The 25,288-nt window shown below is 68.6% G+C and carries 22 protein-coding genes and 1 pseudogene; 9 read left to right on the forward strand and 14 right to left on the reverse strand.

Annotated features, from left to right (window positions below):
- Positions 1-6: 6 nt before the first annotated feature.
- The gene (locus RTK35_RS10960; RefSeq protein ID WP_316907994.1) at positions 7-396 is read right to left on the reverse strand and encodes a DUF2946 domain-containing protein; all 390 of its coding nucleotides are present in this window, start codon (positions 394-396) and stop codon (positions 7-9) included.
- A gap of 141 nt (positions 397-537) precedes the next feature.
- Positions 538-966: a hypothetical protein gene (locus RTK35_RS10965; protein ID WP_316907995.1), complete on the reverse strand. Its 429-nt coding sequence runs from the start codon at positions 964-966 to the stop codon at positions 538-540.
- A gap of 193 nt (positions 967-1,159) precedes the next feature.
- On the opposite strand from RTK35_RS10965, the gene RTK35_RS10970 reads away from it, so the two are divergent.
- Positions 1,160-2,800: a hybrid sensor histidine kinase/response regulator gene (locus RTK35_RS10970; protein ID WP_316907996.1), complete on the forward strand. Its 1,641-nt coding sequence runs from the start codon at positions 1,160-1,162 to the stop codon at positions 2,798-2,800.
- Positions 2,801-2,806: 6 nt separating this feature from the next.
- Here the strand turns inward: RTK35_RS10970 and RTK35_RS10975 are convergent, their stop codons facing one another.
- Positions 2,807-3,445, reverse strand: coding sequence for a LuxR C-terminal-related transcriptional regulator (locus RTK35_RS10975; RefSeq protein WP_160481767.1), 639 nt, complete (start codon positions 3,443-3,445; stop codon positions 2,807-2,809).
- Between the two features lie 261 nt (positions 3,446-3,706).
- On the opposite strand from RTK35_RS10975, the gene RTK35_RS10980 reads away from it, so the two are divergent.
- Together RTK35_RS10980 and RTK35_RS10985 are read left to right on the forward strand one after the other, a co-directional pair.
- Positions 3,707-4,219: a YcxB family protein gene (locus RTK35_RS10980; RefSeq protein ID WP_208276278.1), complete on the forward strand. Its 513-nt coding sequence runs from the start codon at positions 3,707-3,709 to the stop codon at positions 4,217-4,219.
- Positions 4,220-4,305: 86 nt separating this feature from the next.
- A complete protein-coding gene (locus RTK35_RS10985; protein WP_182850060.1) occupies positions 4,306-4,908 on the forward strand; it encodes a hypothetical protein in 603 nt (200 codons plus the stop codon).
- A gap of 3 nt (positions 4,909-4,911) precedes the next feature.
- Here RTK35_RS10985 and RTK35_RS10990 read toward each other — a convergent pair whose 3' ends face one another.
- Positions 4,912-6,294 (reverse strand): EAL domain-containing protein, encoded by a 1,383-nt coding sequence (locus RTK35_RS10990; protein ID WP_316907997.1) that lies wholly within the window; start codon positions 6,292-6,294, stop codon positions 4,912-4,914.
- Between the two features lie 195 nt (positions 6,295-6,489).
- Positions 6,490-7,752, reverse strand: coding sequence for an OprD family porin (locus RTK35_RS10995; RefSeq protein WP_316907998.1), 1,263 nt, complete (start codon positions 7,750-7,752; stop codon positions 6,490-6,492).
- A gap of 407 nt (positions 7,753-8,159) precedes the next feature.
- On the opposite strand from RTK35_RS10995, the gene RTK35_RS11000 reads away from it, so the two are divergent.
- The 3 genes from RTK35_RS11000 (at position 8,160) to RTK35_RS11010 (ending at position 10,857) form a co-directional block, all read left to right on the forward strand.
- Complete coding sequence (locus RTK35_RS11000) at positions 8,160-8,936, forward strand: IclR family transcriptional regulator (protein WP_316907999.1); 777 nt, start codon at positions 8,160-8,162, stop codon at positions 8,934-8,936.
- A 193-nt stretch (positions 8,937-9,129) separates the two neighbouring features.
- Entirely contained in the window at positions 9,130-9,945 is an 816-nt protein-coding gene (locus RTK35_RS11005; RefSeq protein ID WP_316908000.1) for a sugar phosphate isomerase/epimerase, read from the forward strand.
- Positions 9,946-9,978: 33 nt separating this feature from the next.
- Positions 9,979-10,857, forward strand: coding sequence for a DMT family transporter (locus RTK35_RS11010; protein WP_316908001.1), 879 nt, complete (start codon positions 9,979-9,981; stop codon positions 10,855-10,857).
- A 76-nt stretch (positions 10,858-10,933) separates the two neighbouring features.
- On the opposite strand, the gene RTK35_RS11015 is transcribed toward RTK35_RS11010, so the two are convergent.
- Genes RTK35_RS11015 through RTK35_RS11025 form a run of 3 tightly spaced genes read right to left on the reverse strand, consistent with a single transcriptional unit; the run spans position 10,934 to position 13,618 of the window.
- On the reverse strand, positions 10,934-11,059 hold the full coding sequence (locus RTK35_RS11015; protein ID WP_260845184.1) for a hypothetical protein: 126 nt from the start codon (positions 11,057-11,059) through the stop codon (positions 10,934-10,936).
- Between the two features lie 32 nt (positions 11,060-11,091).
- Positions 11,092-12,030 carry a magnesium transporter CorA family protein gene (locus RTK35_RS11020; RefSeq protein ID WP_044402622.1) on the reverse strand — a complete coding sequence of 313 codons (939 nt, stop codon included), beginning with the start codon at positions 12,028-12,030 and terminating at the stop codon, positions 11,092-11,094.
- 4 nt (positions 12,031-12,034) lie between these two features.
- Positions 12,035-13,618 carry a RimK family protein gene (locus RTK35_RS11025; protein WP_142009010.1) on the reverse strand — a complete coding sequence of 528 codons (1,584 nt, stop codon included), beginning with the start codon at positions 13,616-13,618 and terminating at the stop codon, positions 12,035-12,037.
- Between the two features lie 94 nt (positions 13,619-13,712).
- On the opposite strand from RTK35_RS11025, the gene rimI reads away from it, so the two are divergent.
- Entirely contained in the window at positions 13,713-14,957 is a 1,245-nt protein-coding gene (rimI, locus tag RTK35_RS11030; protein WP_222899332.1) for a ribosomal protein S18-alanine N-acetyltransferase, read from the forward strand.
- 489 nt (positions 14,958-15,446) lie between these two features.
- Here rimI and mgtA read toward each other — a convergent pair whose 3' ends face one another.
- Positions 15,447-18,164, reverse strand: a complete 2,718-nt coding sequence (gene mgtA, locus RTK35_RS11035) for a magnesium-translocating P-type ATPase (RefSeq protein ID WP_316908002.1) — start codon at positions 18,162-18,164, stop codon at positions 15,447-15,449.
- A gap of 70 nt (positions 18,165-18,234) precedes the next feature.
- Positions 18,235-18,942, reverse strand: coding sequence for an MgtC/SapB family protein (locus RTK35_RS11040; protein WP_044402634.1), 708 nt, complete (start codon positions 18,940-18,942; stop codon positions 18,235-18,237).
- A 445-nt stretch (positions 18,943-19,387) separates the two neighbouring features.
- Here RTK35_RS11040 and RTK35_RS30540 point away from each other — a divergent pair.
- Positions 19,388-20,494 (forward strand): annotated as a pseudogene (locus RTK35_RS30540) (FIST signal transduction protein); the annotation flags it as partial.
- Positions 20,495-20,914: 420 nt separating this feature from the next.
- Positions 20,915-21,418, forward strand: a complete 504-nt coding sequence (locus tag RTK35_RS30545) for a methyl-accepting chemotaxis protein (protein ID WP_371320941.1) — start codon at positions 20,915-20,917, stop codon at positions 21,416-21,418.
- Between the two features lie 44 nt (positions 21,419-21,462).
- Here the strand turns inward: RTK35_RS30545 and RTK35_RS11050 are convergent, their stop codons facing one another.
- From RTK35_RS11050 to RTK35_RS11065, 4 genes are all read right to left on the reverse strand, one after another.
- Complete coding sequence (locus tag RTK35_RS11050; protein WP_182850051.1) at positions 21,463-21,759, reverse strand: c-type cytochrome; 297 nt, start codon at positions 21,757-21,759, stop codon at positions 21,463-21,465.
- Positions 21,760-22,063: 304 nt separating this feature from the next.
- Positions 22,064-22,615 (reverse strand): putative natural product biosynthesis protein, encoded by a 552-nt coding sequence (locus tag RTK35_RS11055; RefSeq protein ID WP_236215078.1) that lies wholly within the window; start codon positions 22,613-22,615, stop codon positions 22,064-22,066.
- An 85-nt stretch (positions 22,616-22,700) separates the two neighbouring features.
- Positions 22,701-23,096, reverse strand: coding sequence for a DUF2946 family protein (locus RTK35_RS11060; protein ID WP_316908004.1), 396 nt, complete (start codon positions 23,094-23,096; stop codon positions 22,701-22,703).
- A gap of 49 nt (positions 23,097-23,145) precedes the next feature.
- On the reverse strand, positions 23,146-25,185 hold the full coding sequence (locus RTK35_RS11065; protein ID WP_316908005.1) for a TonB-dependent receptor: 2,040 nt from the start codon (positions 25,183-25,185) through the stop codon (positions 23,146-23,148).
- Positions 25,186-25,288 lie beyond the last annotated feature (103 nt).

A 25,288-nucleotide genomic window follows, 5' to 3' on the forward strand; every position in this document is an offset into this window, starting at 1 on the left:
GGCGGTTCAGGCGGGCAGGAAAGGGGTGGGGGAGGCGCGGGGGTTGAGCGAGGGCCAGCGTTCGCGGGGAGGCGGCTGGGGGTGCTGGTTGGCGTCGAGGGGCACCACGCGCGGGGCGATGCCCAGGTCGAGCTGCCAGGCGTCGCTGTTCAGCGCAACGGCGGCAGCGTAGGAGGAGCACAGCGGGCAGGTGAACTGCATCTGCGCGTGGTCGCTGCCGTTGTCGCCGAGGCTGTCGGACGCATCGTGGCCGAGGCTGCAGTAGCCGCCATCAAGACCGCTGAGCTCCAGGCCGGTCATCTGGCCGTGGTGCAACCCGCAGGCGAACAGGCTGAACAGGACGCTCGCGTAGAGCAGCCAGGCGGTCAGTGTCCGGGTCGAGGGGGCGGGTTTCATGGGCGGCGACTTTATCAGTCGGCGGTACTGGCGCGATACGGACGTGTCCGAAATTTCCTTGCCAAATGAAGGAGTTGGGCCTCTGGCGCGGCCTTGGAAGCAGGGCTGCGACCATTGGGCGCAGCCCCGTGGCTAACGCGGCTACTGCCCGCCGCTGATGCCACCACTGGCGCCGCCGCTGGAGCCCCCGGTGGCACCGCCGCTCGCGCCCCCTGTGGAGGAGCCGCCCGTGGAGCCACCGGAGCCAGTGCCCGTCCCGGAGCCCGTGCCCGAGCCGCCGTTACCCATGCCGTCGCTGCCCATGCCGCCGGACCCGTTGCCGCCCGGGGTGGTGGGGCTGCCCGAGGTGCCGGTCCCGTTACCGGTGCCGTTCGACGAGCCATTGCTGCCAGGGCCGGTGTTGTTGCCCGGCAGCGCGCCCGGCGAACTGGGCGAGGCGGGGGAACCGGGGCTGGTGGCGCCGGGTTGGGTGGGGCCGGTGCTGCCGTCGTTGGCAGCGAGCGCCGGCAAGGCACTGGCACCGAGCATGGCGCCGAGCAGCAGGGCGCAGAGGGGGCGTTTCATGTCCATGGTCGTCTCCTGGGTTGCATTGACTGACACAGGGTTCGGCCTGTGCCGGCCCCGCAAGGTTCGGGTCAGGGGGACCAGCGGTCGCCCAGCGCGGCGCAGGCGAAACGCAGCCTTGAACGAGGCCCCGCGTGGCGCATAAGGTGTCCGCCTCGATGGAACCGGCTCCCGACGGAGCCCCGCACAGGGATAGCCCATGAGCACTGCACCGGACCGCGTCCCGGACACCGAACGCTCCCAGGCAGTCGTCCGCCTGGTGATGGCGGTGGCCGCCAGCCTCTACATCAGCTTCATGTTGTTCACCGGCCTGGCGACGCCGGCGCAGACGGTGCCCATCCTCATCTACTTCGGCTGCTTCTTCTTCGCCAGCCTGGTGCTGCTGGCCTGCATTGTGCGCTGGCCCGGGCATTACCCGGCGCGGCGGCTGTTCAGCATGCTGCATGACTATTCGGCGCTGACCTTCGGACTGGTGGTGGGCGGTCCGCCCCTGCTGCCGGTGTATGGCGTGCTGCTGTGGGTCACTGTGGGCAACGGCCTGCGCTATGGCTCGCGCTACCTGACCATCGCCACCGGCCTGGCGCTGTGCTGCCTGGCCATCGTCACCCTGACGTCATCGTACTGGCGGGAGCAGCCCTACCTGGTGCTCACCCTGGTGGTCACTACCCTGATCGTGCCGGCCTACGTCAACGTGCTGCTGGCCCAGGCCAAGCGCGCCAGCGAGGCGGAGCGTGCCGCCAACCTGGCCAAGTCGCGCTTCCTCGCCCAGGCCAGCCATGACCTGCGCCAGCCGATCCATTCCATCAGCCTGTTCACCGCCTGCCTGCGCGATGCCGAGCTGGGCCAGGACGAGCGCCGCCTGGTGGACAGCATCGACAAGTCGCTGCACAGCGTGGCCCAGCTGTTCCGTTCGATCCTCGACATGTACAGCCTGGACGGCGGCAAGGTGGCGCCGCGCCTGCAGCCGGTGTCGGTGTCCGAGCTGCTGGGCGAGCTGGTGGAGCAGAACGCCCAGGCGGCGCGCTGGGCCGGGGTGGACATCCGCTTGCGGGTGCCGGGCGACGTGCATGTCTCCTGCGACCCGAACCTGCTGGCGACCATGGTGCAGAACCTCATCTCCAACGCCCTCAAGTACGCGCCGGGCAAGCCCATGCTGGTGGCCTGCCGGCGGCGCAACGGCGGCTGGTCCATCGAGGTGCACGACCGGGGCAAGGGCATCGCCCCGCAGCACCTGGAGAACGTCTTCGACGAGTTCTACCGGGTGCGCCAGGCCCGTGACCACGACATCGAGGGCGTCGGCCTGGGGCTCGCCATCGTGCGTCGGCTCAGTGGCCTGATGGGGCTGGAGATCCGCATCGCCTCACGGCTCGGGCGCGGCACCAGCGTGGCCATCGAGGGCTTGCAGGCAGTCCAGGCGCCGCAGCGCCAGCCGTCGACCGTGAGCAGCCTGCCGCTGCGCCTGCTGGACGGGCTGCGGGTGCTGCTGCTGGAGGACGACCGCAACGTCCTGCATGCCACCGCCAGCCTGCTGGAGCGCTGGGGCTGCCGGGTGGAGGCCAGCGCGGCCCTGCCGGCGGCACCGGAGGCGTGCGACCTGGTGATCACCGACTTCGACCTGGGCACCGAGGCCTCCGGTGCGGACTGCATCGCCCGCCTGCGGGACCAGGCCGGCTGGCCGGTGCCGGCGGTGGTGATCACCGGGCACGACGTGCGCCGCGTGCAGGATGCGCTGGGCGACCCCGACGTGCCGGTGCTGTCCAAGCCGGTGCACCCGGCGGAGCTGCGTTCGGTGCTGATGGCGCTGAAGGTGGGGCTGGCGCGGGAGCACGCCGAGGCCTGAGCGGCCTCAGAGCCCCGTCTTGGCGGCCCAGGCCGCTGCGGCGGCGCGGCTGCTGACCCCCAGCACGCGCAACAGCGAGGAGACGTGGATGCGCACGGTGAAGGGCGAGATGTCCAGCTCCCGGGCGATCTCCTTGTTGGACAGGCCGTTGGCGATCAGCCGCAGCACGTCCTGCTGACGCGGGGTGAGCTGGGTGTAGAGCGGGTCGACGTCGAGCCCGCCGTCGAGGCCGGCCTGGCTGTGGTCGTAGCGCACCACGAACTCGCCGGCGAGGATCGCCGCCAGGGCCGCGCCCATCTCGTCCGGCGCCACGGCCTTGCCGATGAAGCCATCGGCCCCGGCGGCCATGACCTCGTCGACGGTCTTCTGGTTGTCCACCATCGACACCACTGCCAGGGAACTGCGCTTGAAGGCCTGGCGCAGCTCGCCGATGGCCGCCATGGACTGGCCGGGGAACAGCAGGTCGAGGATGAACAGGGCAGGGGGCGGGCCTTGGTGTGCAAGGGCCAGCACCTCGTCCATGGTGCCGGCTTCTTCGATCACGGCGTAGGGCAGGACGCGCTGCACGATGCGGCGCAGGCCTTCGCGGAATACGGGGTGGTCATCGGCGACGATGACCCGTTGCTGGGGTGTTTCTGCGGGCATCCGTACGTTCTTGTTCTGGCGGAATGAGGCGTCCAGATGTCGTGGGACAGGGCTCCGGGCGCGGCTCAGGGTAGAGCCAAACGTACCTTGGCGCCAACCGCCTGACGCGCTGACCTGATCATCGGCGATGCTGGCGCCTGGCCCCCATGGGAGGGTCCATCGCCCAGGTGGCGGGGCCTGCGGAGGTTTTGTGCGGGGCGTCATCGCCGCATGATCGCGCGGCCGTTATGCTGCGCGACCGATCACCGCAGGACGCCCCGGATGAGCGAGCCGACCCTCACCCCCTATCGCATCAGCGAGCAGGACTACCTGCGCAGCAGCCGCCTCGGCGGACGCCTGCGTACCCGCCACCGCAACCTGCTGCTTGCGGGGCTGTTCGTGCTGGTCGCCATGGCCTTGTACTCGCTGAAGATCGGGGACAAGGCGACGGCCTATCCCCTGGTGGGCGGTATCGGTGGCGGGGTGCTGGCCGCCCTGGTGATACGCCTGGTGGTGCGGCCGGTCCTGGTTCGCCGGCAGTACCGCCGCTATGCGCTGATGCAGCAGGAGCAGAAGGTCGGCTTCGCGCCAGAGGGCCTGCACTTCCAGTCGGCCGTCGGCCAGGCGGTCGTCAATTGGAGCAACTTCCACGGCTGGCGGGAGAACGACGAATTCCTGGTGCTGTTCATCGCACCCCGGGTCTTCTACGTGCTGCCCAAGCGGATCGCCGAGGCCGGCTTTCCCCTGGAGTCGCTGCGCACCACCCTGGCGCGGGAAGTCGGCCCGTCCTACTGAGGGGTATTCGGAATGGGGCCTGTGCACGGCCTCGTCCTGCCACTTCGAGTAGAGTGGCGGCCCCTCGATGCCACCACGGAAGGTCCATGAGCACGCCACGCATTCGTCTCTTCGCGAGCAACGTCCATTTCGTCGACACCGACTTCGAACGCCTGCAACCCCTGGCTCCCGTCAACAGCACGCTGGGCAAGCTCATCCTCGCCGTGATCCTGGGCATGCTCGGCTTGTTCGTGCTGGGCTTCTGGAGCGATCAGGAGTGGCTGGTGGCCCTGGGGCTGCTGGGTGCCGTGGTGGTACCGCTCGTCATGCTGGGGGTGAGCTGCTGGCTGCACCCGCCGGCGCGCGAGGAGGCCTATTTCGATGCCGAGGGCCTGTTGCTGAAGCTGGTGCCGGCACGCGAGTCGGAGCCGGGGCGGGAGGTGCGCATCCCCTTCGCGGCCCTGCAGGACCTGGTGATGGAGTCCAAGGTCAACCGCGAGGGCAGCCGCATCCACCAGTGGCGGCAGTACCGCATCCGCACCCATCAGGAGGGGGAGCACCCCCACGTGTTGATCAACACCTTCCGTCCGTTGCACCTGGTGCTCCAGGACCTGGAGCGGATCAGCCAATTGCCCGGTGCGGCCGAGTTGCCGATACGCCTCGAACTGCCCCGGGAGCAGCACGATGCGCTGATGCAGGCGGAGCGCTGAGGGTCAGCCGGCGGCGTCGGCCTGCCGCTCGGCGCGTTCGCTGACGAAGGCCTGGAACGCCTGCAGCGGCAGCGGGCGACTGAACAGGTAGCCCTGGTATTGCAGGCAACCGCTGTCGGCGAGGAAGCGTTGCTGCGCCTGGGTCTCCACGCCCTCGGCGATCACGCTCATGCCCATGCTCTGGCCCAGGGCGATGACGGTGCGCACGATGGTTTCGCTGCTGCTGTCGGTGAGCACGTCGCAGACGAAGGAGCGGTCGATCTTCAGCTTGTCCAGGGGCAGGCGCTTGAGGTGGCTGAGGGACGAGAAACCGGTGCCGAAGTCGTCGAGGGAAAAGCGCACGCCGTGTTCCACCAGGGCGGCCATCTTCCGCGACAGGTCCTCCATGTCCTGCACGATCAGGGTCTCGGTCAGTTCCAGTTCCAGGTTGCGCGCCTCGATGCCCGACTGCTGGATCAGCCCCAGCACGTCGTTGACGAAGGTGGGCTGGCGGAACTGGTTCTGGCTGATGTTCACCGCCAGACGCAGCTCGCGGAACAGCGGGATGGCCTTCCACGTGGCCAGCTGGGCGCAGGTCTCGTGCAGCACCCACTGGCCGATGGGGATGATCAGCCCGGTCTTCTCGGCGTGGTCGATGAATTCGGCAGGTGCCAGCAGGCCGCGCTGCGGGTGCTGCCAGCGGATCAGCACTTCGGCGCCGAGCACGCGCCCCTGGATGTCCAACTGCGGCTGGTAGTGCAGCACGAACTGCTGCTCCCGCAGGGCCGTGCGCAGGTCGCGGTCCAGCTCGGAGCGCTCGGCGGCATCGGTCTGCAGGATGTGCAGCAGCAGGAACAGCATCACCGCCGCGGCGATGCTCTGCACCCAGGAGCCGATCACCCGCAGCTCGTCCGGCAGGCCGTAGCCGAGGCCAGGGCTCCAGGAGGTGGAGGCCATGACGGTGAACAGCGCCAGGCAGAACAGCGACACGCCGTAGCGCAGCCACATCGGCTCATCACGGAAGGCCATCAGCGCGGCCACCGACACCGGCAACAGGTAGAGGTGGGATGCCCGTGGCGCTGCCGGGCTGGGCTCGTCCAGCAGCAGGGTGGAGATGCTGATGACCACCACCAGCACGGCGAACAGCAGGAGGTTGGCGCTGCGCGCGCGGTTGCGCAGGGTCAGGGCCAGCACGCCGATGCCGCAGAGCACCAGCAGCAGGTCCATCGCCACGATCAGCCAGGCGCTCCGCGCGGCGAACACGGCGCCCCAGAGCACCCCGATCACCAGCATCACCAGGCTGGCCAGCATGCGCATGCGCCGCTCGCGGCGCTGGCCGATCAAGGCCAGGTCGTGGGCGAGCCACAGCTGCTTCAGGCGTTTGAAAAAGGGCTGGGAGGCGGGCATCAGGGGCTGAATACCTGGAGGGTCGGTATTCATTCTTGAGGAGGTTTGGCGGTTTGCAACCTGGCGACCAGCGAAACGGCAGCCGGTGTCGTGGATGGATAAGGGAAACAGAAGGTTCCGGCGTGCCGGTGCCAGGTGGCGGGCACGAAAAAAGGGCCCGCCAGGGCGGGCCCGAGGTCCAGCGAGGAGGGGGCGTCAGAGCAGCGAGAGCGGGTAGCTCACGATCAGGCGGTTCTCGTCGAAGCTGTTGGTGTTGCCCCAGTCGCGGCGCTGGCTGGAGTTGCGCCATTTGACCGAGAGGCTCTTGAAGGTGCCCGACTGGATGACGTACGCCAGCTCGCTCTCGCGGCCCCATTCCTTGCCATCGGTCACGCCGCCGACATGGGCGTCGCTGCCGTGGATGTAGCGGTTCATCAGGGTCAGGCCGGGCGCGCCGAGGGCGGCGAAGTTGAAGTCGTGGCGCAGCTGCCAGGAGCGCTCCTTGGCGTTGTCGTAGCTGGAGTTGTAGCTGTCGTTGGCCAGGGTGCCGCCGCTGGTGCCGTTGACGCGCATCCAGGCGTCGTCGCCGCTGACCTTCTGCAGGCCCAGGTAGAAGGTGCTGCTGCCGTACTTGGCGGAGAGCAGGGCGGACCAGGTGCGGTTGTCGAGGTCGCCGGCCCGGGCGGAGCCGTCTTCCCGGCCGGTGAAGTAGCCGAGGTTGGCGCCCAGGGTCCAGTCGCCCAGGGGCTGGCTGTGCACCACCTGCAGGTAGTTCTGGCGGTAGATGTCCTGCAGCTCGGCGTACCAGAGCCCGACCAGGGTGCGGTTCTCGTTGAAGCTGTATTCGCCGCCGGCGAAGTTGAAGCGGTCGGAGGTGAAGGCCGCCTTACCCATCAGGGACAGGTCTTCCATGCTGGCGTCGTTGCGCGGGCTGTTGCCGCGGAACTGGCCGCCATAGAGGGTCAGGCCGGCGATCTCCCTGGAGGTCACCTGGGCGCCCCGGAAGGTCTGCGGCAGTGAGCGGCCATCGTCGGAACGCAGGATCGGCAGCACCGGCATCCACTCGCCCACCTTCAGTTCGGTGTTGGAGACCTTCATCTTGCCGGCCACCGCCAGGCGGCCGAAGTCGTCGGCCGGGCGGCCGTCGTCGTGCACCGGCAACAGCTGGGTGCCGCGGGTGCCCTTGCCGCCGTCGAGCTTGAGGGCGTAGAGCCCGAGCACATCGACCCCGAAGCCGACGGTGCCCTGGGTGAAGCCGGACTTGGCGTCGAGGATGAAGCTCTGGGTCCACTCCTCGGCCTGGTCCTGGGTGCTGGTGCCGACGAAGTTGCGGTTCATGTAGAAGTTGCGCAGGTTCAGCGTGGCGCTGCTGCCGTCGATGAATCCAGGGCTTTCGGCAGCCTGGGCGGCCTGGCTGGCGAGGGCGATGGTGCTGGCCAGGAGGGTGGTGTGCAGGGCGTGGCGATGAGTGAGGGGCATGGTGGCCTCTGTCTTGTTGTTGTCGGGGCGCAGGAGCCCCTTCGCGGCGTTGGCGAATGGGCGATGGGCGTGTAGCGGGTGATCAGGCTGGGCGCGGGCTGTGCGGTGCCGGGCAGGCGGCAGCGGGCTGGCGATCAGGGGCGCGAAGGCGTGCGAGGAAGCAGGTGGGGTGCATCGGGATGACCTTTCTTGTCGTTATTGGGGTCGCCGGCGTCAGGGCGCCGGGCCTGGGCCGATAGTGGTTGCAGGCTGGGCGCCGTTCAATTCGCCGAAGGCGCTTGTGTTCGATCAGCGAACGAAAACTAACTGGTTCGTACATTTATGCGCGAAACGACGGATGCGTTCCAGGTTTCGGCCTGGGGGCTGTGTCTTCTAGAATCGCCGCACCCTCACCCAGGACCCACGCCATGGCCGGTAGCCAGATCGAACGTGCCTTCAGCCTCCTCGAACGCCTGACCTCCGACCCCCAGGGGTTGGCGCTGCAGGCCCTCTCCGATGAGCTGCAGATCCCCAAGAGCGCGACCCACCGCATGCTGGCCGAGCTGATCCGCCTCGGCTACGTGCGGCAGAACCCCGACAACAGCCGTTACCAGCTGTCCACGCGGCTGGTGGCCATGGCCTTCCGCCACCTGGCCAGCAGCGGGGCGGACATCGTCCAGCCGATCCTCGACCGCCTGGCCCAGGAGAGCGCCGAACTGGTGCGCCTGGGCGTGACCGAGGGGGGGCGGCTGACCTGGATCGCCAAGTCCCAGGGGGCTCGCTCCGGCCTGCGCTACGACCCGGACATGGGCCGGGACGCGCCGTTGTTCTACACCGCCTCGGGGCACGCCTGGCTGGCGGCCCTGAGCGACGCCGAGGCGCTGGCCCTGGTGGAGCGCCAGGGCATCGCCGACCCGGCCGGCTTCGGCCCCAACGCGCCGCGCTCGAACATCGAGTTGCTGGAGCGCCTTCGCCGCGCCCGCGAGCGCGGCTACGCCTGGGTAGTGGAAAGCTCCGCCGTGGGCATGTCGGCGATGGCCGCCGTGGTACGCCATCCGGCCACTGACCAGGTCATCGGTGTGCTCAGCGTGGCCGGCCCCAGCGCCCGCCTGCCGGAGGCGCGCATGCACGAACTGGCCCCGTGCCTGCTGGCTGCGTCCACTGAACTGGGCGACGCGAGCCAGGCGTCCGAACTCTTCCCGTGATCCGCTGGGCCTCGCCACGGGCGGTGAAGATCGCCTATTGCGTAAAAATGGAACTCTGTTCTAAATAACGCGAAGCCGATTTCAGAACCCCCTTGCTGTGAGGTCCCCGTGTCCGTCCCGTCCTTTGCCAACCGGCTGCCTGGCCGGTTTTTTCATGCCTTCCCGATGATGCCGACCTGGCAGGAGGCCAGCCGTGGCTGACCGTGCGCTGTCGCTCGCCGCCTTGACGGTGCTGGAGCTGGCACCCCCGGACATGGTCGAGGTGGCCGCCCGCACCGGCTACAGCCATGTGGGCCTGCGGCTGATCCCGGCGACGCCGGAGGAGCACCACTTCCCCGTGGTGGCCGATGCCGATCTGCGTCGGCGCACCCTCCAGCGCCTGGGCGATACCGGGGTGCAGGTGCTGGACATCGAGATCCTGCGGCTGAAGCCGGAGACCTGTGTGGCGGACTTCGCCGCCGTGCTGGAAGCCGGGGCCGAGTTCGGCGCCAGCGAGGTGCTGGTGGCCGGCAACGACCCGGATGAAGCCCGGCTGACCGACCGCTTCGCCGAGCTGTGCGAGCGCGCGGCGCCCCTGGGGCTGCACGTCAGCCTGGAGTTCATGCCCTGGACCGACGCCCGCGACCTCGGCCAGGCGGCTCGGGTCGTCGAGCGGGCGGGCCAGCCCAATGGTGCGGTGCTGGTGGATGCCTTCCACTTCGACCGCTCGGCCTCACGCCTGGCGGACCTGCGGGCCCTGCCGCCGCAGCGCCTGCGCTACGCCCAGTTGTGCGACGTGGCCGGGCCGCGCCCGGACGACATGCAGGAAATCCTCCGCCAGGCGCGCAACGAGCGGCGCTTCCCGGGGGAGGGTGACTGCGACCTGGCGGGGTTGCTGCGGGCGTTGCCGGCAGGCATCCCCCTGAGCCTGGAGATCCCCACCCGGCAGTTGCTGGAGCAGGGCGTGAGCGCCGAGGCGCGGGCGTGCCTGGCGCGCGAGCGAACCCTGGCGCTGTTGGCCGGTCTCTGATCCATCGGCCTTTGCGCCGGTTCTCGAGGTGTCATGAGCGATCCGATTTCAGCCGCTGTCAGCCAGCCCTTGCGCGGTGTGGCGCTGGTCCTGCTGGCGACCTTCCTGTTCGCCGGGCACGACGCGCTGTCCAAGCACCTGGGGGGCCTGTACCCGGTGGTGATGGTGGTGTGGGCGCGCTACCTGGTGCACAGCCTGCTGATGGCCGGGCTGTTCCTGCCCCGCGCCGGCCTGCGCGGGCTGCGCACCCAACGACCGGTGCTGCAGGTGCTGCGGGCGCTGAGCCTGCTGAGCACCAGCCTGCTGTTCACCACCGGCCTGCAGTTCGTGCCGCTGGCCGAGGCCACGGCGGTGAACTTCCTGGCGCCGATCCTGGTGACGGCGCTCTCAGCACCGCTGCTGAAGGAGCGGGTCAGCGCCGGCCAGTGGCTGGCGGTGGCGATGGGCTTCGTCGGCGTGGTGGTGATCGTGCACCCGGGCGGGGCGCTGTTCACCCCGGCGATCCTCTTCCCGCTGGGCTCGGCTTTGGGTTTCTGCGCCTATCAGCTGCTGACGCGCATCCTCTCGGCCCACGACAGCCCCACCACCAGCAACTTCCTCGCGGGGGTGTGCAACACCCTGGTGATGAGCCTGCTGGTGCCGTTCTTCTGGCAGTTGCCGAGCCTGTTCGACGGCTTGCTGCTGGTGGCCCTGGGCACCCTGGGCATGGCGGCGCACCTGTTCCTGACCCAGGCCTTCCGCCATGCGCCGGCAGCCTTGCTGGCGCCCTTCGGCTACTGCCAGATCGTGTTCGCCGGGCTGCTGGGCTACCTGCTGTACGCCCACGCGCCGGACCTGACCACCCTGGTGGGCATCGGCATCGTCTGCCTCAGTGGGCTGGGGGCGGCCTGGCTGCAGCGCAGCCGTGGCTGAAGGTGGGGAGTGGAGCGTGCACAGCCTCGGGAAGGCCTGTGCGTGAGGGGGAAGCGGGGGCCGAAGCCCCCGCCGGTCAGTGTCCCGGGTCCTCCTCGTCCCGTTGCCCGCGCGGGCCGCGCAGGTGGTCGAAATAGAAGAGTACGAGGCCGAAGGCGACGATGATCGCCGAGACGGCCAGTCCGAGTTGAGCGTTCTGCATCATGGATTCCGTTTCCAATGGGTGCGGTGGGCTCAGGGCTGGTGGCGAGGGTGCGCCATTCGCCTGAGAAAGGCCAGCATGAGGCCGCTCAGGAGCAGCATCCCGAGCAGCAGGAGGGGGTAGGCGACCCACCAGGGCGCACCGGCGGTCATCATGCTGAATTCCGACATGCCGCCGATGCTGGCCACCAGGTTGAGCGGCAGGAACACCACGTTGATCAGTGTCAGCTTGCGCAGCATGTCGTTGATGCCGTGGTTGGCCAGGCTGCCCCGCGCGTCCATCAGCGCGGCGAATACCGTGGAGTAGATCCGCGCCTGCTTGTAGCACTGCTCGTTCTCGATGATCAGGTCGTCCAGGGTCGCCAGGGCGGCCGCATCCAGCTGGTACTCGGCGGCGTGGTTGCGCAGGCGCACCAGTACGGTGGCGTTGCTCTGGATGGCGTTGAGGTAGTGGATGAGGCTTTCGCTGAGGTTGACCATCTGCATCAGGTGGCTGTTGTCCAGCGAGCGGTTGAAGCGGGCCTGCAGCTCGCGGGCCACCAGCTTGATGACCCGCAGGTGGCCGAGGTAGTGGTGGACGCTGCTGAACAGCATGTCCAGCAGCACGTCGCGTGGGGTAGCGAGTGCGCCGCGCTGGCCGACCCCCTGCAGCAGCGAATCGCCGGCGGCGATCACCAGCAGCCGCGTCGGCTCCAGCAGCATGCCGAAGGCGCTCACCTCGAAGACCATGCCGTCCTGCCCGGTGCAGCGCTCCGGGCGCTTCCAGATCAGGAACAGCCGCTCGCCGTGGAATTCGATGCGTGATACCTCGTCGGGGTCCAGGGCCGAGTCCAGCGCGTGCTGGTCCAGCTGCCAGGTGCGGCACAGGTGCTCGCGTTCGCCGGCATCGGGGTCGACGCACAGCAGCACGCTGGCGTCCGCTTCGGAGGTGCGCTGCAGGCGGCCGTCGCCCAGGCGGTAGGCGTCGAGCATGGGCTCACCAGGCCTGGCCGCGACGGCGGAGATCGAGGCGGCGGATGAACTCCTCCAGCACCAGGGCGTAGAGGTCGTCCTGCAGGTAGGCGTCCTCGATGCCCGCATCCAGGTTGGGGTTGTCGTTCACCTCGATCACCACCACGCGGTCGCCGGCCTGCTTCAGGTCCACCCCGTAGAGGCCATCGCCGATCAGCCCGGCGGCCTGCAGGGCCAGGTCCACCACGGCACGTGGCGCCTCGTGCACCGGCAGGGTGCGGCACTCGCCGTTGATGTCGGCGCCCTTGGCCTTGTGGTTGTAGATCTGCCAGTGGCCCTTGGACATGAAGTACTGGCAGGCATACAGCGGCTTGCGGTTGAGGACGCCGATGCGCCAGTCGTACTCGGTGTAGCAGTACTCCTGGGCGAGCAGCAGCACCGAGTGCTCGAACAGCTCGCCGGCCGCGCGGCGCAGCTCGGCGGCGGAGGTCACCTTGATCACCCCGCGGGAGAAGCAGCCGTCGGGGATCTTCAGCACCAGGGGGAAGCCCAGGCGCTCGCCGACCTGCTCGATCTCGCCGAGCCGTTCGCGGTAGAGGATCTCGGTGGCGGGCATGCCCAGCCCGTGGCTGGCCAGCAGGTCGGCCAGGTAGACCTTGTTGGTGCAGCGCAGGATGGAGCTGGGGTCGTCCATCACCACCAGCCCTTCGCTCTCGGCCTTGCGGGCGAAGCGGTAGGTGTGGCTGTCGACGCTGGTGGTCTCGCGGATCAGCAGCGCGTCGTACTCGGCGAGCCGTGCATAGTCCTTGCGGCCGATCAGGTCCACGGCGATGCCCAGGCGCTCGCCCACCTCGACGAAGCGCTGCAGGGCCCGTGGGTTGGACGGCGGCAGCGCTTCGCCCGGGTCATGCAGGATGGCCAGGTCGTAGCGGGCCTGGCGCGGTGCGCGGGGCTGGCGCCAGACCTTGCGGCTGAAGCGGTCCAGGGCGTCGGCGAAGAGGTCCTGCTGGTCGTCCCGCAGGCGGTGCAGGGCACCCGGCCGTACACCGGTCACCTGCCAGCGTTCGCCCTTGCGGAAGTCCACCAGCAGGATCGGGCAGGGGAAGGCCTCGAACAGCTGGCGGGCAATGTCCTGGAGACTTTCAAGTTCGGTATGGCCGAAATAAAGACTCAAGGTGAACCCTTCGGTATTGCCGCAGGGTTGTTGTTCGAGTGCATCGTCCAGTGAAGTTTCAAGTTCATCCAGCGCCAGCCCGTAGATGGACTTGCGGGTCAGTTCATTGATGGTCTTCACCGACGGGATGACTTTATGTCCGCGTGCCTCGGCCAACAGCGAACAGTAATAACCGTGGCCCAGGTACTTGTAGTTTCGGCACAGGTTGATGACCTGTGCGCGCGGCCTGGAAGGCCCGCCGGGCGACTGTTCCAGGTAGTCGCGAGCGCTGATCAGGTAATCCGTGGGGAAGTAGGCCGACCAGTCTTCGGTCCGCTCGACAATGATCAGGGGGTGGTTGGAAAGTTCTTCCGTTTGAATCGGCGTCAATTTGAAAGTTGCTGCCGTTCGTGTTCTGTCCAATACTTCCTGCCACCGGTTCTGCACCGCATTCATGGGATTTATCGATCCGTTCGGGAACACAGGCTTTCTATTAAGCACGCGCTTTTGGAAATGTCCCGGACCGTTACGCACTCTTTACGGAGTTCCCATGAAACTTGATTTTCGCGTTGCTCGGGCGGCCGACCTGCCCGAACTGGTGGCCCTGGAAAACCGCACCTTCAGCCACGACCGGCTCAGCCCCCGCAGCCTGGCCTGGATGGTCAACCGTGCCCATGCCGCCTTCACCGTGGCGGAGCATGAGGGGGCGGTGGTGGGCTATGCCCTGGTGCTGTTCCACCGGGGCACCTCCCTGGCCCGGCTGTATTCCCTGGCCATTGCCGGGCACCTGCAGGGCCGGGGTATCGGCCGGCAGTTGCTGGAGCAGGCGGAACGCTGCGCCCATGCGCACGACTGCGCCTACCTGCGGCTGGAGGTGCGGGTCGACAACCCGGCGGCCATCGCCCTCTACGAGCGCGCCGGTTACCGGCGCTTCGCGGTGATCGACGACTACTACGAGGACCACGCCGGCGCGCTGCGCTACGAGAAGCGCATCCGCCAGCCGCGCCAGGCCGGCACCCGCCGTGTGCCCTATTACCCGCAAAGCACCGACTTCACCTGCGGCCCGGCCTGCCTGCTGATGGCCATGGCGGCGCTGTACCCGCAGCGGGCCATGGAGCGCCGCGAGGAAGTGCAGCTGTGGCGCGAGGCGACCACGGTGTTCATGACCGCCGGCCACGGTGGCTGCAGCCCCCAGGGCCTGGCACTGGCAGCCTGGCGACGGGGCTTCCGGGTGCGCCTGCAGGTGAGCCGGCGCGGGCCGCTGTTCCTCGAAGGCGTGCGCAGCGAGGACAAGCGCGCGGTGATGCGCCTGGTGCACGAGGTGTTTCTCGATGCGCTGGCCGGCACCGACGTGGAGCAGGTGGAGGCGCCCTGGGCGGAACTGGACGGCGGCCTGCGGGCCGGTGGGGTGCTGCTGGTGTTGATCAGCAGTTACCGGCTGACCCGTTCCAAGTCACCGCACTGGGTGGTGGTCACCGGGTGCGACGAGGATTTCGTCTACCTCCACGACCCCGATGTCGACCACAGCCGGCAGCCCCTGGATTGCCAGCACCTGCCGGTGAGCCGGGAGGCGTTCGCCCGCATGAGCGCTTTCGGCCGCCACAAGCTGCGGGCTTCGGTGACGCTGTTCCGCCGCGAGGGCTCAGTCGCCGCAGAAGCGCAGCCGGGTGACGCGGTAGTCGATCATGCTGCTGTGGGCCTGCATGGTCTGCAGCCACTGCTCGGCCACGTCGCGGCGGGTGAAGGCGCCCATGGAGGCGACCCGCTTCCAGATGCGCTCCTCCCGCAGGCGTGACTCCAGGACGAAGACCGCCTCCAGGCCGTGGTCCTGGTACCAGGGCAGCGCCGCATCGCGGTCGTCGGGGCGCTGCTGCAGCTGCCGGACCTGGGCTTCGAGGGCTTCCAGTCGGCGTTGCGCCTCCACCAGGGCGGCCTGGGCCTGGTCGCGCTCCTGGCGGAGGAACTCGGTGAGGCAGCTGCTGGCGTGGTCGTCCCGCGCCTGGCGCTCGCGCTGTTCAGCCTGGCGCTGGCGCCAGGCACGCTGGCGTTCGGCGTTGCTCTGGGCCTGGCCGTTGCAGGGGCGCCCGCGCTTGCGCGGCGGAGGGGCGGTTGGGCTCATGGAGATGTCCGGGTGGCCTGGAAGGCTGATTCAGGAGGCTGATTATCGTTACGTAACAGAAACCTGCAAGCCCTTGAGATCAAGGCCAATAGCAGCATTGGCGTTATTTTGCGTTACGTAACGAAATAAAAGAGCCACCCGCCCCGGGCGGGTGGCGGAGCGGGCTCACTGCCAGCCGTAGCGACGGGCGAACCATCCCTTCATGGCCTGTACCACAGCGGCATAACCCAGCAGCAGCGCCAGCAGGAAGGGGAAGTACGACAGCGGCAGGGGCTGCAGCTTGAAGTGCGCCGCCAGGGGCGAGAACGGCAGCAGCAAGCCGATGCTGGCGATCACCAGGGTCATCAGCAGCAGCGGCCAGCCGGCACGGCTCTGCAGGAAGGGCAGGCGACGGGTGCGGATCAGGTGCACCACCAGGGTCTGCGACAGCAGCCCTTCGACGAACCAGCCGGTCTGGAACAGGGTCTGGTGCGCCGGTGTGCTGGCAGCGAAGACGAACCACATCAGGGCGTAGGTGAGGATGTCGAAGATCGAGCTGAGCGGCCCGAAGAACACCATGAAGCGACCGATCTCGTCGGCCCGCCACTGCTGCGGCCTGGCCAGTTGCTCGTCGTCGACGTTGTCGAAGGGAATGGCGGTCTGCGACAGGTCGTAGAGCAGGTTCTGCACCAGCAGGTGCAGGGGCAGCATCGGCAGGAAGGGCAGGAAGGCGCTGGCCACCAGCACGCTGAACACGTTCCCGAAGTTCGAGCTGGCGGTCATCTTGATGTACTTGAGCATGTTGGAGAAGGTGCGCCGGCCCTCGCGAACCCCGGCTTCCAGCACCATCAGGCTCTTCTCCAGGAGGATGATGTCGGCCGCCTCCTTGGCGATGTCCACGGCGGTGTCCACCGAGATGCCGATGTCCGCCGCGCGTAGGGCCGGCGCGTCGTTGATGCCGTCGCCGAGGAAGCCCACCACGTGCCCGCGCTCGCGCAGCAGGCGCACCACCCGGGCCTTCTGCGCCGGCGTCAGGCGGGCGAACAGCGAGCAGGCGGCGGCCCGTTCGCCCAGCTCGCGGTCGTCCAGGGCGTCCACCTCGCTGCCCAGCAGCAGGCCCTCCACCGGCAGCCCCACTTCACGCAGCACGCGCTGGCTCACGCGCTCGTTGTCGCCGGTCAGCACCTTCACCGACACGCCATGCTCGCGCAGCGCCTGCAAGGCTTCGCGGCTGGTCTCCTTGGGGGGATCGAGGAAGGCGATGTAGCCGGTGAGCACCAGCTCCTGCTCGTCCTCCACGCGGTAGTCGCGGCGGTCCCCGGGGAACTGCCGCACGGCCACCGCCACCACCCGCAGCCCCTCGTCGTTGAGGCGGGCGGCGTGCTCGCGGATGTCGGCCCGCAGGGCGTCGTGCAGGGGGAATTCCTCACCGTCCAGGCGCACCCGGTCGCACACCGCCAGCACCTCGTCCAGCGCGCCCTTGCACACCAGCCGGTGGCCGTCGCCGTGTTCCGCCACCACCACCGACATGCGCCGCCGCTCGAAATCGAAGGGCAGTTCGTCGACCTTGCTGAACGCCTCGGCCAGCTGCGCCCGGCGCTGGGCATCGCCGTGCTCCAGCACCGCCACGTCCAGCAGGTTGCGCAGGCCGGTCTGGTGGTAGCTGTTCAGCCAGGCGTCGTCCAGCACCGCGTCGCAGGGGCGGCCCCGCACATCGGTGTGGCGTTCGAGCACGATGCGGTCCTGGGTGAGGGTGCCGGTCTTGTCGGTGCACAGCACGTCCATGGCGCCGAAGTTCTGGATGGCGTCGAGGCGCTTGACGATCACCTTCTTGCGCGAGAGCGCCAGGGCGCCCTTGGCCAGGGTCGAGGTGACGATCATCGGCAGCATTTCGGGCGTCAGGCCCACGGCAATGGAGAGGGCGAACAGCGAGGCCTGCAGCCAGTCGCCCTTGGTGAAACCATTGACCAGCAGCACCACCGGGGCCATCACCAGCATGAAGCGGATCAGCAGCCAGCTGACCTTGTTGACCCCCTGCTGGAAGGCGCTGGGCTCGCGGTCGGGCTCCAGCACATGGGCGGCGAGGTTGCCGAAGTAGGTGTTCGGCCCGGTGCCCAGCACCAGCGCGCGGGCGCTGCCGCTGACCACGTTGGTGCCCATGAAGCACAGGGTGTCGCGCTCCAGGGGCGTGCCCGGCGTCGGGCCCTGGGGCGTGGCGAACTTCTCCACCGGCAGCGCTTCGCCGGTGATGGCGGACTGGTTGAGGAAGAGGTTGCGCGCCTCCAGCACCCGCAGGTCCGCCGGGATCATGTCGCCGGCCGCCAGCAGCACCACGTCGCCCGGCACCAGGTCGCGGAACGGCACTTCCACCGCGCCGCGCCGGTCGGGTGACGGCGCACCGGGGCGCAGCACGCTGGCGGTGTTGTCCACCAGTGCCCGCAGGCTTTCCGCGGCGCGGTTGGAGCGGGTCTCCTGGACGAAACGGAGCAGCGTCGAGACCAGCACCATGCAGCCGATCACCAGCGCCGCCTGGAGGTCTTCGGTGACCCAGGAAAGCACCGCCAGGGCGGTCAGCAGCAGGTTGAACGGGTTGCAGTAGCAGAGCCAGAGGTGGTGCAGGGGCGACAGCGGCTTCTCCTGTTCCACCAGGTTGGTGCCGACCCGTTCGCGCACCCGCTGCACCTGGGTCGGGTCGAGGCCGCCGGGCTGGCTGTCCAGTTGCCGGAACAGCTGCTCGGGTGGGCAACTGGCGAACGCCTCCAGTTGCTGGACGAATGCCGGCGGCAGGGTGGCGGCGGTGCGCCGGCCGCGCAACGCGTCGAGCAAGGTGCGGCGTCGGAAATGGCGGCCGAGGCCGTGGTCGAACAGGGCCAGCAGGCGCCGGCCCAGGGCGGACATCAACATGGTGGTTTCCTCGTCACTCGTGGAGCGATGGCTGTTCGAGGGGCCGGGCGAGGGGCCCGGTGCCGATGGGTTATGCGTCCGCCGCCAGGTCGTGAAGCCGCCAGCGCACCGAGCTGACGCCTTTCTCCAGGCTCACCCGGCTGACCAGGCGCTCCAGCTGGGTGGTGGTGCCGGGCTTGCCGAGCAGTTCGGCGCGCACCTCCAGGCGCCCGGGCGTGGCCTGGTCCTGGCTGTGCAGCGATTGCAGGCGCAGGCTGCCGCCCTCCAGGTCATGCAGCATCAGGCTGCGCACCTGGATCTCGTCCTCGGCGCGGCAGACGATGTCGACGCTGTAGCGCTGCTCGACCTCGCTGCCGGGCAGGGTGTCCAGGTGGTTCAGGCGCTGGGCGATGTCACGCAGCAGGATGTTGGCGCAGAGCACCGCCAGGGTGCCGAGGGCGGCTTCCAGCAGCAGGCCCATGCTGCACAGCACGCCGATGGCGGCGGTGCACCAGAGCGTTGCGGCCGTGTTCAGGCCGCGCACGTTGAGGCCGTCGCGCATGATCACGCCACCCCCCAGGAAGCCGATGCCGGAGACCACGTAGGCGGCGATACGCGAGGCATCGCCCGCCATGCCCGGTACGCCCTGGCTCATCAGCACGAACAGGCAGGCGCCGGTGCTCACCAGGGCATTGGTGCGCAGTCCGGTGAGGCGCTGGCGCAGTTGACGCTCGGCGCCGATCAGGGCGCCGAGTACGAGCGCTGCGGCGACCCGCAGCAGGAAGACTTTCCAATCCATGTTCCACCTCGTGTCCGGCCAGGGGGCCGGGGTGTGTGCCGGGTGACCGGCGCTGAAGGGGCGTGGATTGCACAGGCAGGCGTCGCCGTCGCGCAGGCAGCGCGTCGGTGAACGTCAAGGAAGGGGCGTCGGGCCACCGTCCGCTGAAGGCAGCGAGACGACGGCGGAGGGAACCGCTGGACGTGCTCGCTGTTCAGCCCTGTCGCAATCGACCGGGGCAACTGTCCAAGGGGTTCTCCTGTTTCGGGTGGGAAGGCGGGCGGAATCTACGCCCGGCCCACAAGGGGGTCAATCGCCTCCTGCGTTTCATTCAGTCAGCGTTCAGGCGTCGGCCCTGTAGGTCGCTGCGAAACGTTGTCGCAGGACATCCCAAAGAACTACAGACGTGTAGGAATAGCCCTCTATAGTCTGGGGAAAATAATCAGGGTGCCCTTTGGAGGCCGTCATGGGTGTCTTCAGTCGCTTCACTGCCAACGGCTCGTCCCGCGCGGCTGCGCGCCACCTGAGCTGTTCGTCTGCCGAATTGTCCCGGGAGCTGGCCGCGCTTTCGCTGCGGCCCACCTTCATCACCGGGTATGTGTCCCCGCACTTGGACATCGACCGGGTGGCCCGCCAGGTCAGCGAGCGCTTCCCCGGCGTGGCACTGAGCCTGAGCAGCAGCGCCGGCGAGTTGTGCGAAGGCGGCGGGCGGCTCTATTGCGATGCTTCCGGGCAGTGGGACCGGGTGGTGCTGGCCCTGTTCGATGGCTCGGTGATCGCCTCGGCCGAGGTGGTCAGCGTGCCGCTGGAAAGCCAGGACATCCGCCAGGGCGGTGCCCGCATGGCGCTGCGCGAGCGCATCGCGCGGCTCACCCAGTCACTGAAGAACCTGCGGGTGACCACGCCCATCGATGCCCACGACACCCTGGCCTACGTGCTGTTCGATGGCCTGTCGGCCTCGGAATCCTTCTTCATGGAGGCGCTCTACGAATGCGGGCGCTTCCCCTGCCTGTTCGTGGGCGGCTCGGCTGGGGGCAAGGGGGATTTCCGCCAGACCTTCCTCCACGACGGTCGCCAGCGCTACGAGAACCACGCCCTGGTGGTGTTCCTCAAGAGCGCGCCGGGCATCCGCTTCGGGGTGTTCAAGAGCCAGAACTTCGAGCCCACCAGCGTCAGCTTCAGCGTGCTGACCGCGTCCCTGGAGGAGCGCAGCATCCGCCAGGTGGTGGACGCCAAGGGGCGCATCGTCAGCATGGTCACGGCACTGTGCGAGGCACTGGGCTGCCGCCCGGATGAACTGGAGCGGCGCCTGGCGGAATACTCCTTCGCCATTCGCGTCGGCGAGCAGCTGTTCGTGCGCTCCATCGCCCAGATCGACCTGCAGCGCGAGGTGGTGCACCTGTTCTGCGACGTGGCGCCGGGAGAAGAGCTGGTGATGGTCAAGCGCACCTCGCTGGTGGAGGCGACCCGCCGCGACTTCGCCCAGTTCCTCCGTGGCAAGGGCGGCACGCCGCTGCTCGGGCTGCTCAACGACTGCATCCTCCGGCGCCTGAACAACGGTGACGAGCTGGGCCGCATGAGCGGGGTGTTCGGCGAGGTGCCGGTGGTGGGGTTCTCCACCTTCGGCGAGATCCTCGGGCTCAACCTCAACCAGACCCTGACAGCGGTTTTCTTCTTCCAGGTGGCGCCCGGCGAGGCCTTCACCGACGAGTACATGGACCGCTTCCCCATCCACTACGGCGAGTTCAAGGCCTTCTTCCTGCGCCGCCAGGTGAAGAAGCTGGCCGGGCTCAGCCAGGTGGTGGTCAGCCAGATCGAGGCGTTCAAGCGCCACGACTACAGCAGCAGCGTCGACAGCGAGGGCCTGGACGAGCACATCCGCCCGGTGTTCCAGGGCCTGGCCGACCTGGGCCGCGTGCTGCAGGCCGCGGAGAGCAACCAGCGGGAGATCGGCGAACAGCTGCGCCTGCATGCCGACGACCTGCACCAGAGCATGGACGTGCTGACCGAGAACATCGCCCGCCAGGGCGAAGTCACCGGCCAGGCCGAGCAGACCGTGCGCAGCCTCACCGAGCAGGGCTCCACGGTGGTGCGCAGCGCCGACGAACTGGCGCGTTCCAGCCTGCGCATCCAGTCCATCGTCCAGGTCATCCAGCAGATCGCCGGGCAGACCAACCTGCTGGCACTCAACGCCGCCATCGAAGCGGCGCGGGCCGGGGAAATGGGACGCGGGTTCGCGGTGGTGGCGGACGAGGTGCGCAACCTGGCGCAGATCACCCACAAGAACGCCGCCGAGATCGGCACCGACGTCGACCAGCTGTCCCAGGCCATCACCGTGGTGGCCGGGCACATCCAGCAGCAGGCGGACGAAGTGGCGTCACTGGGCGGGATGATCGGCACGCTGCGCGAGTCAGCGCTGCTGACCGAGGAAACCTCCAGCCGCACGCGGGAGCTGGCGGACACCCTGAGCGGGTTGACGGGGCGGGTGAACGGCTAGGGAAGCGGCGCCCAAGGACAGGCGCCGCGAAGGGCATTACCGGGTTACTTGCTCATCCACTCGATCACGGCCTTGTAGTCCTCGGCCGAGCAGTCCATGCACAGGCCGCGCGGCGGCATGGCGTTGAAGCCTTCGGTGACGTGCTTGACCAGGGTGTCGTTGCCCTGGGCCAGGCGCGGGGCCCAGGCGGCTTGGTCGCCTTTCTTCGGAGCCTGGGGCAACTGGCCGTTGTGGCACATGCCGCAGGCGCGGTTGAACACGGCTTCCGGGTCCTGGGCGGCTTGGGCGGTCTGGATGGCGCCCAGGGACAGCAGGCCGAAAGCGAGCAGGATGGCTTTCATCGGGGATTCCTCATCTTGGGTGTTGTTATCGGATCACGGTGGCGTCTGCCGGGCGCTATCTTGCCGGGCCCGACAGCCTGAAAAAAAGACCCTCCCGTGCGGGAGGGTCGTCATCGACGGTGTCGATTCGAGGGGGGCCCCGAACCCAACCGTGGAAGCCCTGCCAAGGACAACTCCAGGTTCGGGGCCCCGCCATCCTAGTGGGGGCGTGAAAACCCCCTCAACTGCGACGGCCTGCCGCAGCCGGGTACCCGGCAGGCGCCGTTACACGCCGGACAGGTGCCTGCGGCAGGCTGTCGCAGGTTCAATCGTGGATCCTCAGCCAGCGGCGGAAGCTGCCGATGCCGCCACGACCCAGGGGCGACCAGGCGAAGTCGAAGCGTGCCGGCGGCAGCACCTGGATATCGGCGTCGCTGCCGACGGCGTTGCCTTCCTTCCATTCCACGGTGGTCATGGGGAAGGCGCTGCACGCCAGGAGGATGCCCTGGGCCTCGCTGGGGTCGCTGTTGATCCAGCGTGCCGCTGCCGCGGAGAGCAGGCTCTCCACATGGGCGGCCTTCACCTGGGGGGCGTACTCGGACTGCAGCAGCCAGCGGCAGAAGCTGATGTGGAAGGTCCAGTCCTGCGCCGGCTGGTGGCGGTAGGCCCAGACCATGAAGGCGCGGAACAGCCCCACGCCCTCCGGCGGATCGAGCTTGAGCAGCACCGGGCAGAGGTCGAACAGCATGTGCCAGTACGGCAGCAACCGCGTGTCCAGCGCAATGAACGACCGCGCATTGCTGGGGTAGTCGGGAAAGGGTTGCTCGCCACCCGCGCGGCGGGTGGAGAGGGTGGACCTGAGTTTGGGTGAACGCATCGCTCACGCTCCTTGTCATCGCGGGCCTCTTGGCCCGTCTAACCCTGGGTTCGGCCGGTGTTGCAGGCCGGCCGGTGACGGACGATCAGGCGATGGCCGGAGGCGCCCGGGAGCGGGAGGAGGGGAAGTGCAGGGCGGCAAGCGCCGCCAGGGGCTGGCCCGAGCACACCGGTGTACCGGGGTGGGCGCAGGGCAGCGGCTGCCAGAGCGGGCCGGTGGCCGCCGGGGAGTTGAGCAGCAGCGAGCAGTAGCCGCAGGCGTCCAGCACCGTCAGCGTGGGGGCTTCGAGCGCCTTGGGTTGCAACGGAAGGGGCGCCGGCCCCGGGCTGGCCTGGACGCCGCCGGCGTGGCAGGCCAGCGCCTGCAGCCAGCTCCAGTCCTGCACGGGGGCCTGCAGGCGGGCCACCAGCGGCCCCAGCACGATGAGCGCCAGGGCCAGCAGCCCGAGATGCGCGCCCAGCCGGCGCAGGCGCGCGTTCATCGACGCTCACCTGGGCAGGACGAAGGGACCGGGCGCATGGGCATCCGCCTCAGAAGTCCAGGGTCAGGCCGGCATAGAGCGCGCGGCCGTCGCCGGGGGCGTGCAGGTCCTGCTGCACACCGGCGGTGGAGTCGTACCAGACGTACTCGTAGTAGCGGTTGGCGACGTTCTTCAGCTGCATGTCCACGCTCACGGACTCGGTCAGGCGGTAGGTGGCGCCCAGGTTGAGCAGCACGAAGCCGCCGTACTCACCGGTGCTGTTGGTGCGCTCCAGGTAGTAGTCGCTCTGGCCGTTGAGCCAGGCGCTCAGCTGCAGGCGCTCGGTGGCCTGGTACTCGGCGCCCAGGGCGTAGAGGTGATGGGGCACATGGTCCATTTCCCGGCCCTTGCTGGCGGGAAGGTTCGGGTTGGGTTCAAGGATCTCGGAGAACTGCCGCGAGTAGGACAGCCACACGCGGGTGCGCTCGTCCGGGGTCAGGTTCAGCTGCAGGTCATAGCCCCGGCGCAGGGTCTCGCCGACGTTCTCCGAATCGCCGACTGCGTCGTTGAGCTTGCGCTGCACTTCGTCGGTGGCGTGCTGCTCCCAGTAGGCGATGCGGCCGTCGAGCCACTGCACCGGGCTGAACTTCAGGCCGGTTTCCCAGCCTTCGTTGATGGACGGCTTGAGGTCGTCGCTCTGGCTGGCCAGGCGGTAGGCGCCGGAGCCGACGCCGACCTGGAAGGTGCGGCCCCAGTTGGCGTACAGGCTGGCCTCGCGCCAGGGGCTGTAGACGATGCTGAACTTGGGCTGGCGGATGCTGCCGTAGTCGTTCACCTCGGCACGCTCGCCGGTCAGGCCGTTCTTGTAGTCGCCGTAGAGGCGGTCGACGCGGTAGGCCGGGACCAGACGCAAGGATTCCACCGGCTCGATCACCGTCTGCACGTAGGCGCCATAGATGTTCAGGTCGAAGCGCTGGTCGCGGGTCTGGGCCAGGCGGGTGCGCTGGCTGGTGCGGTAGCGCAGGCTCTCGTTCTCCTGCCGTTGCACCTCGGCGCCGCCCTCCAGGGCGAAGTCGTGCAGGCCGCTGACCACGGGGCGCCAGGTGAGGCTGCTGAGGGCGCCGTACTGGGTTTCGTCGGCCACCCGTTCCTGCTGGCTCACGGTGCGCCAGTAGCGGGTCCAGCGCTGGTCCTTGAAGGTGTTGACGTAGCTCTTGGCGGACCAGGCCAGGTCATCGGCCAGGTCGGCGTCCAGGTGCAGGCTGAGCTGGTTCATCTCGCGGTTGCCCTGGTCCGTGGCATTGCTGGCGTAGGACTGGCGCGGGTCGTCGTTGGCATCGGCGTGGCTCAGGTAGCCCGCTTCCAGGGCGTCGGCGCTGTAGTGGCGAGCGATCAGGCCGGCGCGCCAGCCGGCGTCGGCGGTGTAGAACCACTTGCCGGCGAAGCTCTGGCGCTCGGTGTCGGCGTGGTCGCGGTAGCCGCCGCTCTTCTGGTAGGCGACGAAGTAGTTCTGCGACCAGTTGCCCGACTCGATGCCCTTGACCGCCTGCAGCTCCTGGGTGTCGAAGCTGCCGGTGCGCAGGCGCAGGTGGCCGTCGTTGCCGCCGATGCGGGTGTGGATGCCGGCGTTGCCGGCGATGTTGTGCAGGCCGTAGCGCGGGTCGTTGGTGCCCCGCACCACCTCGATGTCCTCGATGTCGAGTGGGTAGACCATGTCGATGAACGGCATGTTGCCGTCGTTGGTGTTGCTGGGGATGCCGTCGATCAGCAGCTTCACGGCGTTGACTTCGCCTTCGCCGTTGAAGCCCCGGAACGACAGCTTGCCGGAGGTGGTGCCCTGGTTGAACTGGGTGAGCATCACCCCCGGGGCGCGGTTGAACAGCTCCCAGCTGTACTGCACGGGTTGCTGCTGCAGCACATCGCTGCCGATCACATCCACCGAACTGAGGATGTCGCGGCTGGACAGCGGGCCGCTCTCCTGGCCAGACACCTCCACGGTGCCGAGGGTCAGGGTGCTGTCGGCGTGGGCCGACAGGCAGAGCGCGGCCAGGGACAGGCCGGAACAGGAAACGAAACCCCGAAGGGTGCATGGGCGGAACGTCGACGACATGAGTTCGATCAGCCTTGCAAAGGACGCACAGGGCGCCGGTCTTCAATGCCGGAGCGCGGGCATCCCAGCCCTGGGCCGCCTCATCGGGCGGGCGGCAGGGCTC

The sequence above is a fragment of the Pseudomonas sp. zfem003 genome, assembly GCF_032621675.1.
Classification (GTDB): Bacteria; Pseudomonadota; Gammaproteobacteria; order Pseudomonadales; family Pseudomonadaceae; genus Metapseudomonas; species Metapseudomonas otitidis.

Excerpts from the sequence above, each read along its gene's own strand:
- RTK35_RS10960 (WP_316907994.1), bottom strand. The coding sequence starts at position 396 with ATGAAACCCGCCCCCTCGACCCGGACACTGACCGCCTGGCTGCTCTAC.
- RTK35_RS10965 (WP_316907995.1), bottom strand. The coding sequence starts at position 966 with ATGGACATGAAACGCCCCCTCTGCGCCCTGCTGCTCGGCGCCATGCTC.
- RTK35_RS10970 (WP_316907996.1), top strand. The coding sequence starts at position 1,160 with ATGAGCACTGCACCGGACCGCGTCCCGGACACCGAACGCTCCCAGGCA.
- RTK35_RS10975 (WP_160481767.1), bottom strand. The coding sequence starts at position 3,445 with ATGCCCGCAGAAACACCCCAGCAACGGGTCATCGTCGCCGATGACCAC.
- RTK35_RS10980 (WP_208276278.1), top strand. The coding sequence starts at position 3,707 with ATGAGCGAGCCGACCCTCACCCCCTATCGCATCAGCGAGCAGGACTAC.
- RTK35_RS10985 (WP_182850060.1), top strand. The coding sequence starts at position 4,306 with ATGAGCACGCCACGCATTCGTCTCTTCGCGAGCAACGTCCATTTCGTC.
- RTK35_RS10990 (WP_316907997.1), bottom strand. The coding sequence starts at position 6,294 with ATGCCCGCCTCCCAGCCCTTTTTCAAACGCCTGAAGCAGCTGTGGCTC.
- RTK35_RS10995 (WP_316907998.1), bottom strand. The coding sequence starts at position 7,752 with ATGCCCCTCACTCATCGCCACGCCCTGCACACCACCCTCCTGGCCAGC.
- RTK35_RS11000 (WP_316907999.1), top strand. The coding sequence starts at position 8,160 with ATGGCCGGTAGCCAGATCGAACGTGCCTTCAGCCTCCTCGAACGCCTG.
- RTK35_RS11010 (WP_316908001.1), top strand. The coding sequence starts at position 9,979 with ATGAGCGATCCGATTTCAGCCGCTGTCAGCCAGCCCTTGCGCGGTGTG.
- RTK35_RS11015 (WP_260845184.1), bottom strand. The coding sequence starts at position 11,059 with ATGCAGAACGCTCAACTCGGACTGGCCGTCTCGGCGATCATCGTCGCC.
- RTK35_RS11020 (WP_044402622.1), bottom strand. The coding sequence starts at position 12,030 with ATGCTCGACGCCTACCGCCTGGGCGACGGCCGCCTGCAGCGCACCTCC.
- RTK35_RS11025 (WP_142009010.1), bottom strand. The coding sequence starts at position 13,618 with ATGAATGCGGTGCAGAACCGGTGGCAGGAAGTATTGGACAGAACACGA.
- rimI (WP_222899332.1), top strand. The coding sequence starts at position 13,713 with ATGAAACTTGATTTTCGCGTTGCTCGGGCGGCCGACCTGCCCGAACTG.
- mgtA (WP_316908002.1), bottom strand. The coding sequence starts at position 18,164 with ATGTTGATGTCCGCCCTGGGCCGGCGCCTGCTGGCCCTGTTCGACCAC.
- RTK35_RS11040 (WP_044402634.1), bottom strand. The coding sequence starts at position 18,942 with ATGGATTGGAAAGTCTTCCTGCTGCGGGTCGCCGCAGCGCTCGTACTC.
- RTK35_RS30545 (WP_371320941.1), top strand. The coding sequence starts at position 20,915 with ATGGACGTGCTGACCGAGAACATCGCCCGCCAGGGCGAAGTCACCGGC.
- RTK35_RS11050 (WP_182850051.1), bottom strand. The coding sequence starts at position 21,759 with ATGAAAGCCATCCTGCTCGCTTTCGGCCTGCTGTCCCTGGGCGCCATC.
- RTK35_RS11055 (WP_236215078.1), bottom strand. The coding sequence starts at position 22,615 with ATGCGTTCACCCAAACTCAGGTCCACCCTCTCCACCCGCCGCGCGGGT.
- RTK35_RS11060 (WP_316908004.1), bottom strand. The coding sequence starts at position 23,096 with ATGAACGCGCGCCTGCGCCGGCTGGGCGCGCATCTCGGGCTGCTGGCC.
- RTK35_RS11065 (WP_316908005.1), bottom strand. The coding sequence starts at position 25,185 with ATGTCGTCGACGTTCCGCCCATGCACCCTTCGGGGTTTCGTTTCCTGT.